18 protein-coding genes are annotated in these 17,694 nt (G+C 74.5%); 9 read left to right on the forward strand and 9 right to left on the reverse strand.

Going from position 1 to position 17,694, the window contains the following annotated elements; translation table 11 throughout:
- Positions 1–3: 3 nt before the first annotated feature.
- The 3 genes from AB0F68_RS17755 to AB0F68_RS17765 all read right to left on the reverse strand — a co-directional run bounded on the left by AB0F68_RS17755 (position 4) and on the right by AB0F68_RS17765 (position 2,446).
- Entirely contained in the window at positions 4–576 is a 573-nt protein-coding gene (locus AB0F68_RS17755; protein WP_357339097.1) for a DUF5709 domain-containing protein, read from the reverse strand.
- 80 nt (positions 577–656) lie between these two features.
- On the reverse strand, positions 657–1,388 hold the full coding sequence (locus tag AB0F68_RS17760) for an ATP-binding protein (protein ID WP_357339099.1): 732 nt from the start codon (positions 1,386–1,388) through the stop codon (positions 657–659).
- 59 nt (positions 1,389–1,447) lie between these two features.
- Complete coding sequence (locus tag AB0F68_RS17765; RefSeq protein WP_357339101.1) at positions 1,448–2,446, reverse strand: SDR family oxidoreductase; 999 nt, start codon at positions 2,444–2,446, stop codon at positions 1,448–1,450.
- Positions 2,447–2,685: 239 nt separating this feature from the next.
- Here AB0F68_RS17765 and AB0F68_RS17770 point away from each other — a divergent pair, with 239 nt between their 5' ends.
- Entirely contained in the window at positions 2,686–3,939 is a 1,254-nt protein-coding gene (locus AB0F68_RS17770; protein WP_357339103.1) for a glycosyltransferase, read from the forward strand.
- 1 nt (position 3,940) lies between these two features.
- Here the strand turns inward: AB0F68_RS17770 and AB0F68_RS17775 are convergent, their stop codons facing one another.
- The 4 genes from AB0F68_RS17775 to aroA all read right to left on the reverse strand — a co-directional run bounded on the left by AB0F68_RS17775 (position 3,941) and on the right by aroA (position 8,200).
- A complete protein-coding gene (locus AB0F68_RS17775) occupies positions 3,941–4,807 on the reverse strand; it encodes a hypothetical protein (RefSeq protein WP_357339314.1) in 867 nt (288 codons plus the stop codon).
- A 60-nt stretch (positions 4,808–4,867) separates the two neighbouring features.
- Positions 4,868–5,686, reverse strand: a complete 819-nt coding sequence (gene hisN / locus AB0F68_RS17780) for a histidinol-phosphatase (protein WP_357339105.1) — start codon at positions 5,684–5,686, stop codon at positions 4,868–4,870.
- Between the two features lie 60 nt (positions 5,687–5,746).
- Positions 5,747–6,694: a ribosome small subunit-dependent GTPase A gene (rsgA, locus tag AB0F68_RS17785; RefSeq protein ID WP_357339317.1), complete on the reverse strand. Its 948-nt coding sequence runs from the start codon at positions 6,692–6,694 to the stop codon at positions 5,747–5,749.
- A 204-nt stretch (positions 6,695–6,898) separates the two neighbouring features.
- The gene (gene aroA, locus AB0F68_RS17790) at positions 6,899–8,200 is read right to left on the reverse strand and encodes a 3-phosphoshikimate 1-carboxyvinyltransferase (RefSeq protein ID WP_357339107.1); all 1,302 of its coding nucleotides are present in this window, start codon (positions 8,198–8,200) and stop codon (positions 6,899–6,901) included.
- A 102-nt stretch (positions 8,201–8,302) separates the two neighbouring features.
- Here aroA and AB0F68_RS17795 point away from each other — a divergent pair, with 102 nt between their 5' ends.
- The 7 genes from AB0F68_RS17795 (at position 8,303) to AB0F68_RS17825 (ending at position 13,471) form a co-directional block, all read left to right on the forward strand.
- Positions 8,303–9,010: an SOS response-associated peptidase gene (locus AB0F68_RS17795; protein WP_357339109.1), complete on the forward strand. Its 708-nt coding sequence runs from the start codon at positions 8,303–8,305 to the stop codon at positions 9,008–9,010.
- A 211-nt stretch (positions 9,011–9,221) separates the two neighbouring features.
- Positions 9,222–9,614, forward strand: a complete 393-nt coding sequence (locus AB0F68_RS17800) for a WhiB family transcriptional regulator (RefSeq protein ID WP_357339111.1) — start codon at positions 9,222–9,224, stop codon at positions 9,612–9,614.
- A gap of 240 nt (positions 9,615–9,854) precedes the next feature.
- Positions 9,855–10,472, forward strand: coding sequence for an alpha/beta family hydrolase (locus AB0F68_RS17805; protein WP_357339113.1), 618 nt, complete (start codon positions 9,855–9,857; stop codon positions 10,470–10,472).
- A gap of 774 nt (positions 10,473–11,246) precedes the next feature.
- Positions 11,247–12,053 (forward strand): sigma-70 family RNA polymerase sigma factor, encoded by an 807-nt coding sequence (locus AB0F68_RS17810; RefSeq protein WP_357339115.1) that lies wholly within the window; start codon positions 11,247–11,249, stop codon positions 12,051–12,053.
- A gap of 2 nt (positions 12,054–12,055) precedes the next feature.
- Positions 12,056–12,343 (forward strand): mycothiol system anti-sigma-R factor, encoded by a 288-nt coding sequence (rsrA, locus tag AB0F68_RS17815; RefSeq protein WP_357339117.1) that lies wholly within the window; start codon positions 12,056–12,058, stop codon positions 12,341–12,343.
- Positions 12,344–12,740: 397 nt separating this feature from the next.
- A complete protein-coding gene (locus AB0F68_RS17820; RefSeq protein ID WP_357339319.1) occupies positions 12,741–12,962 on the forward strand; it encodes a biotin/lipoyl-binding carrier protein in 222 nt (73 codons plus the stop codon).
- Positions 12,959–13,471: a GNAT family N-acetyltransferase gene (locus AB0F68_RS17825; protein ID WP_357339119.1), complete on the forward strand. Its 513-nt coding sequence runs from the start codon at positions 12,959–12,961 to the stop codon at positions 13,469–13,471. Before AB0F68_RS17820 ends, AB0F68_RS17825 begins: the two co-directional genes overlap by 4 nt.
- A 43-nt stretch (positions 13,472–13,514) precedes the next feature.
- Here the strand turns inward: AB0F68_RS17825 and AB0F68_RS17830 are convergent, their stop codons facing one another.
- Positions 13,515–14,084, reverse strand: coding sequence for a helix-turn-helix domain-containing protein (locus AB0F68_RS17830; RefSeq protein WP_357339121.1), 570 nt, complete (start codon positions 14,082–14,084; stop codon positions 13,515–13,517).
- Between the two features lie 113 nt (positions 14,085–14,197).
- On the opposite strand from AB0F68_RS17830, the gene AB0F68_RS17835 reads away from it, so the two are divergent.
- Complete coding sequence (locus AB0F68_RS17835) at positions 14,198–15,781, forward strand: MDR family MFS transporter (protein ID WP_357339123.1); 1,584 nt, start codon at positions 14,198–14,200, stop codon at positions 15,779–15,781.
- A gap of 70 nt (positions 15,782–15,851) precedes the next feature.
- On the opposite strand, the gene AB0F68_RS17840 is transcribed toward AB0F68_RS17835, so the two are convergent.
- The gene (locus AB0F68_RS17840) at positions 15,852–17,672 is read right to left on the reverse strand and encodes a tetratricopeptide repeat protein (RefSeq protein ID WP_357339125.1); all 1,821 of its coding nucleotides are present in this window, start codon (positions 17,670–17,672) and stop codon (positions 15,852–15,854) included.
- Positions 17,673–17,694: the final 22 nt, after the last annotated feature.

A 17,694-nucleotide genomic window follows, 5' to 3' on the forward strand; every position in this document is an offset into this window, starting at 1 on the left:
GGCTCAGGTCGCCTCGGGCGGCCGGGTCTCGTGGACGGCCAGTTCCTCCGCGGTCGCCCCGCCGCCGGCCGCGCCGGCGTCGTACGCGACGTTGTCGGTCTCCTGGTCGGTGTGCGCGCCCTCGTCCGGTTCGACGAGCCGCCCCACCTGGTGGTCGGCGACCGTGCCGAGCTGGCCGTGGTCGTAGATGGAGACCGGGGAGTGCGGGTCGGAGGTCGGGCCCGGGTCGATCACGTCGGCGTCGAGCTGGGCCTGCGCGGCGGCCTCCTCGCTGTCCGCCTCCGCGGCGATGTCCGGGTCGACCGAGCCGGCCAGCGGGTCGTCGGCGGGGCGCTCGTACAGCTCCCGCTGGAGCTTGTAGTCCAGCGACTCGCCGTCGAGCTGCTCCTCGGCGGTGGTGCCGAAGCGGTCCACGGCCACCGGGGTGCGGTCGCCGGGCAACTGGGCCGGCTCCGGCCCGTCCGCCTCGCGTCCCGTCAGGACGTCGTCGTTGGCGGTCGAGTCGTCGTCGGCGGTGTCCGGCAGGCCCTCCGCCTCGGGGTCGGACACGGGGGTGGGGTACTCGTCGTCGCGCATGACCGGGAACTACCCACTGCGCTCGCCGGACTAACCGCTTCCGGCGGGGTGGATCGGGAGGAACGGGGCGAAAAGGGCCCTCAGCCCACGAGCGGGGCCTCGTCCTCGGGGTGCAGGACGCACCAGACGACCTTGCCACCGGGCAACAGTGGAGTGCTGCCCCAGCGCCGGGCCACCGTGTCGATCAACAGCAGTCCCCGCCCGCCGGTGGAGGTGAGCGGGGCCAGCCCGGCGTACGCCGGCCGCCGGTCGGAGTGGTCCCGGACCGCCAGGTGCATTGTGCTGTCCCGGGGCGCCAGCCGGACCGTCATCGGCGTCCCGGCGTGCGCGACCACGTTGTTGACCATCTCGGTGACCGCGATGGAGGCCGGCTCGGCCAACTCCGGCACGCCCCACCGGGCGCAGCCGTCGCTGACCAGCGCCCGCGCCTCCCGGGCCGCCCCCACCACCGGAGGCAGGTCGGCGGTGAGCACCGCGGCCAGCGGCGCGTCCCGCAGCGCCGCCTGCGCCGAGTCGAGGGACCGGTGGACCGGTGCGGCGCCGTTCGACCGGCCGGCCGGGTCGAGCACCAGCAGGCCGGCGGCGGGCCAGTCGGCCGCCACGTGATGCACCTGGTCGAGCACGCCCCGGGCCGCCGGGTCGGCGATCCGCACCCCGGACAGGTCGACGATCAGCGCGCCCGGCCGCTGCCAGAGTCGGGCGAGCAGCGCGCCCCGGACGGCATCGAGCCCGGCCAGGTCCAGCACGCCGGTGAGCCGGACGAGCGCGGAGGACTCATCCGTCTCGACCAGGCAGCGCACGTCCGTCGGCATGATCGTCCCATTGTGCATGCCCGCCCTCCGACGCGCATCAGTCCGGTCCGCGGGACCCATCAGCGGTCCGTCCGCGATCGGCGACTCATCGCCGCCATGGTGCCGACAGCCGTGCCGGCCGCCGCCAGCCCGAAGGCCGCCGTCAGCCGGATCAGCTGCCCGCGCCGGCCCTGCCACCCGTCGGTGCGCTCGGCCGCCGCGTCGGGATGGAACACGTTGCCGGTGGCGTCCAGGCGGACGCCCGGGCCGAACTGGGTGCGCGCGGTGTACCAGCCGAGCGCCCGCTCGGCCAGCGCCGGGACGAGCCGCCACTGGAGCCCCATCAGCCGGGCCGCGCCCCCGGCGTACGCCTCGCGGCGCGGCCGGCGCAGCAGCCGGACGATCGTCTCGGCCACCAGTTCCGGCGGGTAGACCGGTGGGGGTGGGGTCAGCTCCCGACCGGTGTGGTTGGCGGCGTGCCGGAAGAACGGCGTGTCGATGCTGGCCGGCAGCACCGTGCAGAGCGAGATGTGGCCCCGGCCCGTGACCCGCAGCTCCTGCCGGACCGTGTCGGCCAGCCCGCGGATGGCGTGCTTCGTGGCGTTGTACGGCGACTGGTACGGCATGGCCACCTCGGCCAGCACCGAGGCGTTGTTGACCAGCACCCCGCCTCCGGCCGCGTCGAGCCAGGGCAGCGCCGCCCTCGTCCCGTACACGGTGCCGAGCAGGTTCACCTCGACCACCCGGCGGAACTCGGTCACCGGGATCTCGTCGAAGAGCCCCACCGTGCCCACGGCCGCGTTGTTGACCCAGGCGTCGATCCGGCCGAACTCGGCCGCCGCCCGCGCCGCGAGCTGCTCCACCGCCTCCGGGTCGGTCACATCGGTCGGCACCACGAGGGCCCGCCCGCCCAACTCCCGGCAGCGATCGGCGACCCGGCGCAGCGCCTCCTCGGTCCGGGCGGCCAGCACCACGTCGGCGCCCCGACGGGCCAGCGCGTACGCGGTGGCCGCGCCGATCCCGCTGGAGGCGCCGGTGATCACGACGGTGGCGTCGTCGAGGCTGCGGGTGAGAGGCATTCTCCGCCCGTACCCCCGCTCCGGCCGGGTCATGCCGCCTGAGTCGCCGGGATCACGGTTCGATCGTCGCCGCGGCGGGCAGATGTCCCGGTAGCCGACACGACCTGCGTGCTGTCCCGTTCGTGCGACGGTTCCGTCGGTCCGCTCCCGATCTGCCAGGTTTCGGCGCACCGGGGTCGGGTTAATGGGACCCTCTGACCGGAGGACCCACCGCTCCCGAGAACGCATGGAGGTGCACCATGCGCGTCGGCCTTGTGTGCGCGCACGCCGGCCCGTCCGTCGACGGTCCCACCGTCGGGACGCACCAGCACATCGCGCGGGTGGCGGCCGAGCTCGCGGCGCGGGGCCACGACGTCCGGGTGTACGAGCGCCGCGACGCGCCGGACCAGGAGTCCGTCGAGGTGGACGGCTACCACCTGGAGCGCGTCCCGGTCGGCCCGGCCGCCCCGCTGCCGACCGCCGAGCTGGTGCCGTACGTGACCGAGTTCGGCCGCTGGTTGGCGCAGCGGTGGTCCGGCGACTGGACCCCCGAGGTGGTGCACGGGCACTACTGGGTCGGCGGACTGGCCGCGGCCCACGCCGTCCGGGAGACCGACATCCCGGTGGTGCAGACCTTCCACTCCCTCGGCGTCGAGCAGCTGCGCCACCTCGGGCGCGGGTACGACGGGCCGGGGGAGCGGATCCCGCTGGAGCGGGCGCTGACCCGGGCCGTGGACATCGCGGTCGCCCAGTGCAACGACGAGGTCGACGAGCTGACCCGGATGGGGCTCCAGCGCACCTCGGTGGCGATGGTGCCGACCGGGGTGGACACCGCCCAGTTCCACCCGGACGGCGAGGCGGCCCCGCGCGACCAGCGGGCCCGCATCCTCTCGGTGGGCGGGCTCGCGGCCGGGCACGGCCAGGACGACCTGATCCGGGCCATGCGGCTGGTCGGCGACGCCGAGCTGGTGATCGCCGGCGGTCCGCCGGCCGAGCAGCTCGCCACCCACGCCGAGGCGCGCCGGCTGCGCGAGCTGGCCGAGCGGACCGGGGTGGCCGAGCAGGTCAAGCTGGTCGGCGCGGTCCCGCACGACCAGATGGCCACCTGGTACCGCTCCGCCGACGTGGTCGCCTGCACCCCGCACTACTCGTCCGCCGGTCGGGTGTCGCTGGAGGCGATGGCCTGCGGCGTCCCGGTGGTCGGCTACGCCATGGGCGGCATCGCCGACGCGGTGGTCGACGAGGTGACCGGCAAGCTGGTGCCGCCCGGCGACGTCCGCACCCTCGGGGTCACCCTGCGGCGGATCCTCGCCGACAACGCCGGGCGGTTCGCGTACGGGCACGCCGCGGTGGACCGGGTCCGGTGCAGCTACACCTGGGAACGGACGGCCGGCGCGCTGGAGCGGCTCTACGAGCGGGTGATCGGGCGCCGGAAGCCGGTCGAGCCGGTCGAGGCAGCCCCGCGCCCCGTCGAGGTCGCCGCCGATCGGCGCGGACCCGTCGAGGCGGCCTGACTCAGCGCCGCGCGCGGACCGCCGAGCCGGCGCCGATCATCGAGGGCTCCCGCTCCCGGGCGACCGCGTGGTGGTGCTGCGGCTCGGCGTAGCGGGTCAGGCCGACCACCGCGGCCAGCGTGGCCAGGAAGCCGACCCCGGCCAGCCATTCCCGGCCCGGCCAGATCCGGTCGTTGAGCAGCAGCAAGCCGATGATCGCCGCGGGCACCGCCCCGGCGGCGTCCATGGCGGCCACCGCGGCCGTGGTCGAGCCGCGCTGCATGGCCAGGCCGAGCAGGAGCTGGCCGACCAGCGAGTGGGCGATCAGCAGGTAGAGCAGCGGGTTCCGGACGAACGCCTCCGCCGAATCGGCCGAGGCGAGCGGCCGGGCCGCCACCGCGGCGGCGGAGAACGCCATCCCGGCCAGCGAGCCCAGCGCCACCGAGCCGGGCGCGCCGTGCAGCCGGGCGGCGAAGAAGCCGAGCACCGCGATCACCCCGATCGCCACCGCCAGGCCGACCAGCCCGGCGGTGCCGAGCTGTCGCGACGGCGCGGGCTGGGCGGCCAGCACCAGCGCGGTGATCCCGCCGAACAGCAGCACCAGCAGCGCCACCTCGGCGGCCGGCAGGCGCCACTTCAGCACCAGCACGCCGAGCACCGCGGTCACCCCCAGCCCGGCCGCCACGCTGGCCTGGACCAGGAACAGCGGCAGGTCGCGGCGGGCCAGGAAGGCCAGCACGAAGCCGACGACCTGGCAGGAGAGCCCGACCAGGTAGGTCCGGTGCCCGGCCAGCCGGAGCAGCAGCCCGGGGTCGAAGGTGTGATGCACGGTGGTCCGCGCCGCGGCGACCGACTGGAGGAGGTTGGCGAAGCCGTACGCGACGATCATCGCCGCCAGAAAGCACCAACCGGAGGAGACCACCTGGCGAGGATAGAGGTTACCGACGGGTCAGCGCGCGGTCGGCCGGCCGAGCCGGCTCAGGATGTCGTCGTGCAGCGCGCCGTTGCTTGCGATGGCGCTGAATCCACCCGAGCCGTCCCCGCCCGGGGCCGGCCGGCCGGCCAGGTCGGTGACCGTGCCGCCGGCCTCGGTGACGATCGGGACCAGCGCGGCGATGTCCCAGAGCGACAGCTCCGGCTCCACCATCACGTCCAGCGCCCCCTCGGCCAGCAGCATGTAGCCGTAGAAGTCGCCGTACGCCCGGCTGCGCCAGGCGTCCCGCATCATCTGGAGCATCGCGTCCAGCCGGCCGGCCTCCTCCCAGCCCGTCAGCGACGAGTAGCAGACGCTGGCATCGGCCAGGGTGGTCACCCCGGAGACCCGGATCGGCGCGCCGGAGGCCGGGTCCGGGCCGGCGAAGGCACCCGCGCCGCGGGCCGCCCACCAGCGCCGGCCGAGCGCCGGGGCGGACACCAGGCCGAGCACCGGCCGGTCACCCTCCAGCAGCGCGATCAGGGTGGCCCAGACGGGTACGCCCCGGACGAAGTTCTTGGTGCCGTCGATCGGGTCGACGACCCACCGCCGCCCGCCCGGGTCGGTGGCGGGCTGCTCGCCGTACTCCTCGCCGAGCAGGCCGTCGCCGGGGCGGTGAGCGGCCAGCAGGGCGCGGATCTCCCGCTCCACGGCGGTGTCCGCGTCGGAGACCGGGGTCAGGTCGGGCTTCGACTCGACCCGCAGGTCGAGGGCGCGGAACCGGGCCGAGGCGACGGCGTCGGCGGCGTCCGCGAGCTGGTGGGCGAGGGCGAGATCGTCGGCGTACCCGGTCATGCCGGACACGCTAGCGGCGCCCGCCCGGCCGCATCCGGCGGGTGGCCGCGGTTCCGCCGGTCAGGAACCGGCGAGGGGGTCGCCCGGGTTCCGCTCGGGCTCGCGCGGGTCGCCGCTCTCGCCGCTGCGGGAGGCCAGCAGCCGGCGGTACGAGGCCAGCCGGCGCGGGTCCGCCTTGCCGGCGGCCACCCAGGCGTCCAGCGCGCACTCCGCCTCCTCGGCGGTGTGCTGGCAGTTGGCCGGGCAGTCGACCGTCGCCTCGACCAGGTCCGGGAAGCCGTGCAGCAGGCTCTCCGCCGAGACGTGCGCCAGCCCGAAGCTGCGGACTCCCGGGGTGTCGATGATCCAGCCGGGGTCGCTGTCGGTCGGCGGCTCCAGGTCGCGGCGCGGCGCGGGACGCGCCGAGCTGGAGTCGCCGGAGGCGAGCGGGGGCAGCCGCAGTGCCACGGCGCTGGTCGAGGTGTGCCGGCCCCGGCCGATCGCGCTGACCACGCCGACCGCCCGCTCGGCCTCCGGGACGAGGCGGTTGACCAGCGTCGACTTGCCCACCCCGGAATGCCCCACCATGACGGAGATCCGGCCGGCGAGCAGGGCGCGCAGCGCGGCCAGGTCCGAGTCCGGCCGGATCAGCAGGTACGGCAGCTCCAGCTCGGTGTAGTAGCCGAGCACCGCCTCCGGGCCGGCCAGGTCGGCCTTGGTCAGGCAGAGCAGCGGCTCGATGTCCGCGTCGTACGCGGCCACCAGGCAGCGGTCGATGAACCCGGTGCGCGGCGGCGGGTCGGCCAGCGCGCTGACGATCACGAGCTGGTCGGCGTTGGCCACCACCACCCGTTCCAGTCGCCCCTCGGCGGTGGTGGCGTCGTCCTCCGCGGTCCGCCGCAGCACCGAGCGGCGCTCGGCGATCCGGACGATCCGGGCCAGCGCGCCGGGGGCGCCCGAGGTGTCGCCGACCAGGCCCACCCGGTCGCCCACCACCACCGACTTGCGGCCCAGCTCGCGGGCCCGCATCGCGGTGACGGTCGCGTCGACCGGCCGGGCGTCCGGGAGCACGCAGGTGTAGCGCCCCCGGTCGACGGCGATCACGAACCCGTCGACGGCGTCCTCGTGCCGGGGCCGGGTGCGCGTACGTGGGCGTGACGACTTGCCGGGTCGGACCCGGACGTCGTCCTCGTCGTACTCCCGCCGCCTGGTCGCCAGGACATCCCCCCGTCGTCAGCTCTTGCCGGTCACCATCCCCGACCATAGTGCCGGGAACTCCGGCATGGTCTTGGAGGTGCACGACACGTCGTCGACCTCGATGCCGGGGACGGCCAGCCCGGCCACCGCCGCGGCGTGCGCCATCCGGTGGTCGTCGTAGGTCCGGAACGTCCCGCCGCGCAGGGGGCGGGGCCGGATCTCCAGCCCGTCGGCGGTCTCGGTGAGGTCCGCGCCCAGCGCGGTGAACTCCTTGGCCAGAGCGGCGACCCGGTCGGTCTCGTGCCCCCGGATGTGCCCGACGCCGGTCAGCCGGGAGGGGGAGTCGGCGAGCATGGCCAGGGCGGTCAGCACCGGGGTCAGCTCGCCGACGTCGGAGAGGTCGGCGTCCAGCCCGCGGACCGTGCCGGTGCCCCGGACGGTCAGCCCGGCGGTGCCCAGCGTCACCTCGCCGCCCATCCGGTGCAGCAGCGCGCGCAGCTGCTCGACCGGCTGGAGGCTGCTGCGCGGCCAGCCCTGGAGGGTCACCTCACCGCCGGTGATCAGGGCCGCGGCGAAGAACGGCGCCGCTCCGGAGAGGTCCGGTTCGATCTCCCAGCCGCGCCCGGTCAGCGGGCCGGGCTCGACCGCCCAGACGTCGGGGGTGGTGTCGTCGACCGCGGCCCCGGCGGCGCGCAGCATCTGCACGGTCATCCGCAGGTGCGGCGCGGACGGCACCGGCGGGCCGACGTGCCGGACCACCACGCCCCGGTCGAACCGGGGCCCGGCCAGCAGCAGCCCGGAGACGAGCTGGCTGGAGGCGGAGGCGTCGATGACCACCTCGCCGCCAGTGACCCGGCCGGCGCCGAGGACGACCAGCGGCAGGCTGCCGGTCGGCGGGGCGTCGATGCGCACGCCGAGGGAGCGCAGCGCGCCGATCAGCGGGCCGAGCGGGCGGGTCCGGGCGTGCGGGTCGCCGTCGAAGGTCACCCGGCCCTCGGCCAGGCCGGCCACCGGCGGCAGGAACCGCATCACCGTGCCGGCCAGGCCGACGTCGACGTGCGCCGGGCCGACCAGCGGATGCGGCCGGACCAGCCAGCGGTCGTCGTCGGAGACCGACATGTGCGCGCCCAGCTCGCGCAGGCCAGCGGCCATCAGCTCGGTGTCGCGGGCGCGCAGCGGCCGGTCGAGCGTCGACGGGCCGCTCGCCAGCGCGCCGAGCACCAGCGCCCGGGCGGTCATGGACTTGGAGCCGGGCAGGCGCAGCGTCGCGGCGACCGGGTCGCTCGCGGTCGGCGCGGTCCACGGCTGCGGCGGCCGCGTCGCGGTCAGATTCCCCACGCTCACATTCTGCCAACTCCGCGGGCCGGTGGAACCGCCCGTCTTACCTGCTCCCGGTTGGCGGGACAGCCGGAACGCCGACGGCGGGTTAGCGTTGGCGCCATGTGCGGGAGGTACGCGACGACCCGGAGCGCGGGCGACCTGAGCGCGCTGTTCGAGTCGTCCGACGAGACCGGCGGGGTCGGCCCGGACTTCAACGTCGCCCCGACCGATCCCGTGCCGCTGGTCCGACTGGCCCCGGAGGGGCACCGGCTGCTCTCCGTCGGCCGCTGGGGGCTGGTCCCGCACTGGTCCCGCACCGCCTCGGGCGCCGCTCGCATGATCAACGCGCGGGCGGAGACGGTCGCCACCAGCCGCGCGTACGCCCCGTCGTTCGCTCGCCGGCGCTGCCTGGTCCCGGCCGACGGCTGGTACGAGTGGGTACGCCAGGCCGACGGCCGTCGGCAGCCCTACTTCATGACCCCCCGCGACGGTTCGGTGCTGGCCTTCGCCGGCATCTGGTCGGTCTGGGAGGCGGGCGACGAGACCAGGCTCACCTTCAGCGTGCTGACCACCGCGGCGGTCGGCGAGCTGGCCGAGGTGCACGACCGGATGCCGCTGCTGCTGCCCAAGGAGCGCTGGGCGTCCTGGCTCGGCCCGACCGAGGAGCCCGCCGCGCTGCTCGCGCCGCCCGCTCCGGCCTGGCTCGCCGGCCTGGAGATCCGCCCGGTCTCGCCGGCGGTCGGCGACGTCCGCAACGACGGCCCGGAGCTAACCGCCCGGGTCCCCCTGGCGCGTGCGGAGGCCGACACGGAAATGACGCTGTTCTGATCACGCTCAGCACATTGTCGTGTGCTGATTTGCCGGGGTTGCGCCTGAAACGTCGCCCGGCCGTTTAGCCATGTTTACCGAAGGCTCTTGTCCCCGCCTGCGCAAGTGCGATAGAACACAGCGCCGGTGTTGGGCGTCTGTTCGCACGGGGCGGATGACACCCATCGATCATTCATGATCATTTGCCGGTCCCACGGGGGAGGTGGGTGTATTGACACGGGCACGTATGCCCCGCCCGCACGAGGTGGCCGCCGCGCGGCGAGATCCGCGACTGCTGCGGGCCCTGCACGAGCGGCGCCAGGACGAGGCGTGGCGGACCAGAGGAACCTGTCAGAGCGTGGACCCGGAGACGTTCTTTCCGGCGCCCAACGAACCGGCCGACGCGGCCGTGGCGCTCTGCCGCAGTTGTGACGTCCAGGGGTCCTGCCTGGCCTGGGCGCTGGAGGTGGGCGACTGCCACGGCGTGTGGGGCGGCACCACACCGCGCGAGCGGCGGGCCATGCTGGTCGCCTGGCGCAGTGAGGTGCAGCCGGATCCGGACGTGGTCGACGAGGCCGGTCCGCCGGTCCGTGACCGGTTGCTCACGCTGGTGCCGTCCAGCTGATTCTCGTTTCGCCGTCGCCCGCGGTTCCGCCATCGGGACTGCGGGCGACGGCTTTTCCGCCATCGGCGGCGCGGCTTTCCGCCGTGGATGGCGGGCGACGGCGTTCCGCCACCGGGACGGCGGGCGAGCGCGTTCCGCCACCGGGACGGCGGGGGCCGGCGTTCCGTCAACGGGATGGCGGGCGAGGGTGTTTCCGCACCTGGTGGCCGTAGCGCCCGGCGCCGCACGCAGAATGGGCCGGTGCGGCACAGCGATGAGATCGGGACACCCCGCGGGCCGGCCCGGGTCCACACCGACCTGCCGGCGGCCGGCGGCGCCACCATGCTGGTGCTCGGGCACGGGGCGGGCGGCGACGTGGACGCCCCGGACCTGGTGGCGGTCCGGGACGCGCTGGTCGGCGCCGGGGCGGGCGTGGTCCGGGTGACCCAGCCGTACCGGGTGGCCGGCCGGCGCGCCCCGGCCCCGGCGGGACACCTCGACGAGGCGTGGACGGCGGTGCTGGCCGAACTCCGGACCCGCCACCCGGAGGCGGCCCGCTGGGTGGTCGGCGGCCGGTCCAGCGGCGCCCGGGTCGCCTGCCGCACCGCGCACGAGGTCGGCGCGGCCGGGATCGTCGCGCTGGCGTTCCCGCTGCACCCGCCCGGGCGGCCGGAGCGCTCGCGCGCCGACGAACTGCGCACCGGCCTGCCCACCCTGGTGGTCAACGGTGACCGGGACCCGTTCGGGGTGCCCGAGCCGGGCCCCGGTGTCGAGGTGGTGACCCGCCCGGGGGAGCGGCACGACCTGCGCGGCGACCCGGCGGCCACGGCAGCCGTCGTCCGCGACTGGCTCCACGCCCGCGGCTGGCTCCCCACCTGAGCTTGTCACCGCGCCCGCCCGCCGCCCGCCACCGGGTACGCGTGGCCGCGCCGGCTCCCGCCGGTACCCGCTGATCCACTCCACTCCACTTCGCCGAGGTCCGGCTTGGTCGCCTCGGTCGACTCCACCTCGCCGAGTTGGCGGTGTCCGTGCTGAGGCCGTCTCCCTCATGCGGCCCGGCCCGCGCCTTGGGGCCCTCCCGACCGCCGCCGCTGCGAAGCGCACGTTCGGGTGCGCTTGTTGTCACGCTGGCGACAACAGACGCACCCGAAGCGGAGTCAGGTAGGGCTGAGTGGAACGGCATGTAGGTCAAACGTGCCGTTTGACCTACCTGGTGTTCCACCGACGGCGGGCAGACGGCCAGGCATTCGTGGGCGTGGGCGAGTCAGCAAGGAGGGCGTGCCGGCCACTCTCCGGCATGAGGCTGCCGGGGCAGCGGAGGGCGCATCCGGGCATCCCGTCGGCGGTGATGTCGCGCGGCTCGGCTCGGAAGGTGTGCGGGGGCGCTTGCCGCGCATGAGGCCGCCCGGCGTGGAGGGGTGACACTCCGGCGGCGCGGGGTCGGCGTGACCGTCGGTGGCGGCGGGTCGTTGCTAGGGGTGGTGTCGGGTGCCCGGTTCGGGTGTCCGGGGCCACCCTCCCAGGCCCTTCCTGGTCCCAGCGTCGGTCGCGGCCGAGGTCGGGGCCAGGAACGGGTGGGCGGTGACGGAATGTCCCGCCCCGCGGCGGGCGTTACTACCTCCGGATGACATTTGCAGCCGAGGGGGGTGACCGGTGCCGACCGAGACACGCAGCCGGGAGCGGGACGAACGGGACGCGCGGCAGCTGAAGCGGTTGCTCGACGCGCCGGAGTGGCCCACGCCGGCATCGGCCGTGAGCACCAGCACACAGTCCGGAAGTGAATCTGCCGACAGGCGGGTACGCGTATCCTCGGCGGGAAAGCATCCGACGCGAGGGGACGTGCGGTTGACGACCGAGAAGACGGACGAGCGCAGGGCCCGCTTCGAGCGGGACGCGATGCCCTTCGTCGATCAGCTCTACGCTGCTGGGCTGCGGATGACGCGCAACCCGGCGGATGCCGAGGATCTGGTCCAGGAGACGTACCTGAAGGCGTACGCCGCCTTCCACCAGTTCGAGCAGGGCACGAACCTGAAGGCCTGGTTGTACCGGATCCTGACCAACACCTACATCAACTCCTACCGGAAGCGGCAGCGCCAGCCCGTCCAGGCGCCCACGGACGAGATCACCGACTGGCAACTCGCCGAGGCGGAGTCGCACACGTCCAGCGGGTTGCGCTCGGCGGAGACCGAGGCGCTGGACCGGCTGCCGGACAGCGACGTCAAGGAGGCCCTCCAGCAGCTGCCGGAGGAGTTCCGCATGGCGGTCTACCTCACCGACGTCGAGGGCTTCTCCTACAAGGAGGTCGCCGACGTCATGGGCACGCCGATCGGCACCGTGATGTCGCGGCTGCACCGCGGCCGTCGTAATCTGCGCAAGCTGCTCGAGCAGTACGCGGCTGAGCGGGGCTTCACCGCCGCGCCGTCGAAGGGCTCGACCGCCGCCGCCGGCCGGGAGGTGTGACCGTGAGCTGTGGGAAGCCGCACGAGACGGACTGCCGCGAGGTGCTCGCCGAGGTCTACCTCTACCTGGACCTGGAGTGCGGTGAGGAGCGCCGCGTCCTCATCCGGGAGCACCTGGAGGAGTGCGGGCCCTGCCTGCACGAGTACGGCATCGAGCAGGAGGTGAAGGCGCTGGTCGCCCGCTGCTGCGGCAACGAGACCGCGCCGGAGCATTTGCGCGAGCGGCTGCGGGTCCGCCTGACCGAGCTGGTGGTCTTCGAGACCACCGAGTCCCGCGAGCTGGCCGACTGACCGTAGCGGGAACGAGCTGAAGACACCGGTGGCCCGGGTCCGTGTGGACCCGGGCCACCCGTGTGTCCGGCCCGGGGGCCGGCACCGCGCTGATCCGGGGATCAGGAGTTGGGGCGCTTGCCGTGGTTGGCGCCGCTCTTCTTCCGGGCCTTCTTCTTGCGGGCCTTCTTGGCCATGCTCTGCCTCCTTGTGCTGGTCACGGTCCGGCCGCGGGCGAGCGCGGCGGAGGTCGCGTACCGGTTCCCGGACGCCGGGAACCGACCCGCTGATGCTAGTGCCGACGGCGGTGCCCGGGGACCGGCGGGGGCGGAACCGGCGTGCCGGGCGCGCTGTGCCGGGGCGTGACCGGGGTCATGATTGGATACCGTTCGCAGCAACACCGGTGGAGAGGGAGGGCCTGGAGATGGCCGAGGAGATCCGCGCCGAGATGGTGGCGAACGTCTGGAAGGTCGTGGCGTCGGCCGGGGACAGCGTGTCCGAGGGCGACACGCTGGTGATCCTGGAGTCGATGAAGATGGAGATCCCGGTGATCGCCGAGTCCGACGGCGTGGTGTCGCAGATCGCGGTCAACGAGGGCGACGTCGTGCAGGACGGTGACCTGATCGCGGTGATCGGTTGACCGGGCTGCGGGTCCGTCGGGCCGAGCCGGCCGATTTCCCGGCGGTGGCCCGCCTCACGGTCGCCGCGTACGAGGCCGACGGACAGCTCAAGGGCGAGAGCGGCTACGGGCCGGTGCTCGCCGACGTGGCCACCCGGGCCGAGACCGGTGAGGTGCTGGTCGCCGCCGACGAGGCCACCGGCGAGGTGTTGGGCGCCGTGACGTTCGTGCTGCCCGGCACCCCGTACGCCGAGCTCGCCGGCCCGGGGGAGGCCGAGTTCCGGATGCTCGCCGTCGACCCGGCCGCGCAGGGCCGGGGCGCCGGGGCGGCCCTCGTCGACGCGTGCGTGGCGCGCGCCACCGAGCTGGGCTGTTCGGCCGTGGTGATCTGCGTACGCAGCGGGATGGCGGCCGTGGCGCGCCGGCTCTACGGGCGGCTGGGCTTCGTGCGGGCGCCCGAGAAGGACTGGACCCCGGTGCCCGGCGTGGAGCTGCTCGGCCTGCGCCTGGACCTGACGCCGCCGGCCTGACCCGGGCCGGCCCGCCGGCCGCCGCGCCGGCGGCCCGCCCCGGTCAGGAGCCGTCGCCGATGCGCGCCAGGAGTTCGTCGGCCACCTCGAGGGCGATCTTCTTGCGCTCCTCGGCGGTGATGCCCGGGGTGCGGACCGCGAACCAGCTGCTGTGCACGGCGAAGAGGGTCAGCACGGCGCGCAGCTGGGCGGCGGGGGAGTCGTCGCCCCGGCTCAGCTCGTGCGCCAGCCGCATCATCCGGTCGCGCATCTGCTGCCCGGAGGCGAGGCTCTTGAGCACCGTCTGGTTCTGCTCGAAGAACCGCATCACCGTGGGCAGCTCACCGGCGAACATCGCGTCCGCGTACCGGCCGATCAGCGCGCGCCGGGTCGCCAGCGTGGCCGGCTGGGTGCCGGCCCACTCGATCAGCTCGTCCATCCGGCGCAGCCGGTCCTCGACGAAGCTGCTGACGATCTCGTCCTTGCTCTTGAAGTGGTAGTAGAGCGCGGCCTTGGTCACGCCGAGCCGCTCGGCGATCTCCCGGAGCGAGGTCTTCTCGTACCCCTGCTCGGTGAAGAGCTCCAGCGCGACGGCCTGAATGCGTTCCCGCGTGCCGCCTGTGCTCTCCCTCACCCGTACCACCCAATTCGCTTGACGGTTCCTACTGCCCAACTTACCGTCCGGCTAGTAAGGTAACTAGCCGGACGGCAAGTAAGTTGGTCACAGATCTTCGGGGGAGCTTACCCATGAGTCAACCAGCCCAGGTGACGGCGAGACCCAACGTCCGGGTCGTGCTGTTCGGCCTGATGATCGCGATGATGCTCGCGATGCTCGACAACATGATCGTCAGCACCGCGCTGCCGCGGATCGTCTTCGAGTTCGGCGGGGCCGACCACTTCACCTGGGTGGTCACCGCGTACGTGCTGGGCACCACGGTCTCCACCCCGATCTGGGGCAAGCTCGGTGACCTCTACGGCCGCAAGGCGGTCTTCCTGACCTCGGTGGTCGTCTTCCTGGTCGGCTCCGCGCTCTGCGGCATGTCCGGGTCGGGCGTCTTCGGCGGGGTCGACACCGGGATGATCGAGCTGATCGCGTTCCGGGCCGTCCAGGGCCTCGGCGCCGGTGGCCTCATGGTCGGCGTCATGGCGATCATCGGTGACCTGGTGCCGCCTCGCGAGCGGGGTCGCTACCAGGGCATGATCGCCGGCATCATGGCCATCGCCATGGTGGCCGGCCCGCTGGTCGGCGGCTTCATCACCGACAACCTCTCGTGGCGGTGGGCGTTCTACGTCAACCTGCCGCTCGGCGGCGCGGCCCTGCTGGTCCTCGCCACCACCATGCACTTGCCGAAGTACCGCACCGAGCACAAGATCGACTGGCTGGGCGCCGCGCTGCTCTCCGTCGGCATCACCGCGATCGTGCTGGTCACCACCTGGGGCGGGAACGAGTACGACTGGTCCTCCCCGCAGATCCTCGGCCTCGCCGCGCTCGCCCTGGTCGCCCTGGTGGCCTTCGGTCTCGTCGAGCGCCGGGCCCCCGAGCCGATCCTGCCGCTGGGCCTGTTCGCCAACCGCAACTTCGCCCTCATCTCGGCGATCGGCTTCCTGCTCGGCTTCGCCATGTTCGGCGCCATGAACTTCCTGCCGCTCTACCAGCAGACCGTGCAGGGCGCCTCGGCCACCAACAGCGGCCTGCTGCTGCTCCCGCTGATGTTCGGCATGCTGGTGGTCTCGCTGGTGGTCGGCCGGGCCATCACGAAGACCGGGCGCTACCGGGCCTTCCCGATCGTCGGCGGCGTGGTGATGGCCACCGGCATGGGCCTGCTGACCCAGCTCGACCTGAACACCAGCAAGGTCGTCTCCTCGCTCTACATGGTGGTGCTCGGCGTCGGCATGGGCTTCCTCATGCAGACCTCGATGCTGATCGCGCAGAACAGCGTGGAGCAGAAGGACCTGGGCGCGGCGAGCGGTGCGGCCACCTTCTTCCGGTCCATCGGCGGCTCGTTCGGCGTCTCGCTCTTCGGCGCGATCTTCGCCAACCGGCTCGCCGACTCCGCCGCCGGCCCGGCCTTCGCCGGCGGCGGCGAGGGCGGGGCCATGAACCTGGACAAGCTCAAGGAACTCGCCGGGCCGGTGCGGGAGGTCGTGCTCGGGGCACTCTCCGACGCCATCTCGCACGTCTTCTTCTGGGCGGTCTTCTTCACCGTGGCGGTCCCGGTGCTCGCCTGGTTCATCAAGGAGGTCCCACTGCGCACGGCTAACGACGTCCCGCCGGCCGACGCGACCCCGGAGGAGCAGGCCGAGGCCGCCCTCGGCAAGGCGCCCGTCTGACCCACCCGCCGCGGCCACGCCGACCCGTCATCGGGTACGGCGTGGCCGCGTCGTTTCCGGAGCGCTGCCGTCAGGGGTGGCGGCGGAAGAGGGCGGTGAGGCGGCGCCAGAGGCGGTGCAGGGCGCCGGCCGGAGCGGCCGGAACCGGGCTGATGATCAGGGTGTCGGCCAGGGCGCGGGTGGGCGGATCCAGGTCCGGGGTGGCCAGCGCCAGGTGGGCCAGGGACACCGCGATCGGCACCCGGCGCTCGCGGGCCACGGCCGCCACGTCGGCGAGCCGCTCGGCCACCACCCGCGCCACGTCGGGGCGGGCGGCGGGGTCCACCCAGGCGGCGGTGACCAGCGCGAACAGCGCTGCCTCGGTGATCCAGTCCTCCACGCCCCAGACCAGTTCGAGCAGCACGCGGCGCCGGGTGGACTCCGCCCACGGCTCGTCGGTGCGGTGGTGCAGCAGGCCGAGGCAGGCCCAGACCTGCACGCAGCGCACCCAGAGCGACGGGTCCTGGCCGGCGAGCACCCGCCCCAGCGCGGTGGCCGGCGCGGCCGGCGGGTGCACCAGCAGGCCGAGCAGGTCGGCGAGGTCCAGGGTGGCCAGTCCCACCGCGGCGTCGTACGCGGCCGGCGGGTGCGGCCAGGCCGGGTGGGCGAGCTGCCGGATCCGTTCCGCCGCCTCGGCCGAGGGGGTGGGCAGGGTGGGCGCGGCCACAGTGCCGTCGTAGCGCCAGAGCTGGCAGGTGGTGGACCGGCGGGGTTCCCGCGGGTCCGGGTCCGCCACCGCGGCCACCTCCACGGCCAGCCCGGGCGCGGCCGCCGCCGCGGTCCGCATGGCGCTCGGCGGCTCCAGCCCGTCGAGGCGTACGGCCACGGGGGCGTCGGCGGCGAGCGCCCGGCGCAGTGCGTCCAGCACCGGCCCGCCGGCCGGGGTCACCTGGCCGAGCCAGGGACGGCCGCGGCAGCACTCGGCCAGGTCACCGTGCTCGTGGGTGTCGTCGGGGTGGTCCCGGACGAAGTCGGCGAGCGCCACCAGGTGGGCCACGTCCCCGTCGCGCTGGAAGCGCAGCCGGTGCGCGGTGTGCACGGCGCAGTCGAAATTCGGATCCTTGGCCAGGGCCTGGTCGATCCAGTCCAGCGCCTCGTCGAGCCGGCCGTGGTCGGCCAGCGTGCCGGCGATGTCGGCATAGACGGCCAGGTCGTCGGGGTCGAGGGCGACGGCCCGTTCCAGCGCGGCGAGCGCGTCCCGGGTCCGGCCGGCGCTGCGGTACGCGTAACCGAGCCACACCTCGCCGAGTTTGGTGGGCTGTGCGCGTACCCCTCGGGAGGCCCAGGTGACGGCGAGGGCGACCTCGCCGAGGCGCCGGGCCAGCGCGGACGCCGCGCCCAGCAGCAGCGGGTGGGCGGGGTGCACGGTGACCGCGTTGCGGGCCAGGGTGAGGTACGGGCGCAGTGGCTCGCGCAGCCGGCGGGGGACCGGGTCGGGCGCCGTGGCGCAGACCTGCATGAGGATCCGGGCGGTGCGCTCGGGGTCGAGCCGTTCGGGCAGGTCGGGCGCGGTGACCCAGGGCACCGCGGCCCACTCGGCCGTGGGGGCGTAGCCGGTGGCCGCCGCCAGCAGGTCGAGCCCTTCGGCGGGGCGGCCGGCGGCGGCGAGCAGGTGGGCGCGGGCCACCACCGCGCCGACGAAGGCGTGGTGGCCGAGCGGGAAGAGGTCCAGGTCGCCCCCGCTGGCCGCGGCGAGCCGGGCGAGCGTCTCGTGCACCTCGGGCAGCGTGGGAGCCTGGACGAGGGCGGCGGCGACGTGGTCGGCGGCGTGCCGGAGGTCCCCCTCGGCCAGTGCCAGCCGGGCCAGCGCGAGCTCCTCCTCCGCGGAGAGCGCGGGGTCGTCCTCGGGCACGTCGTCCTCTCGGGTGGTCGGT

Origin of the sequence: Micromonospora sp. NPDC023966, from assembly GCF_040639095.1 — a bacterium.
GTDB lineage: Bacteria > Actinomycetota > Actinomycetes > Mycobacteriales > Micromonosporaceae > Micromonospora.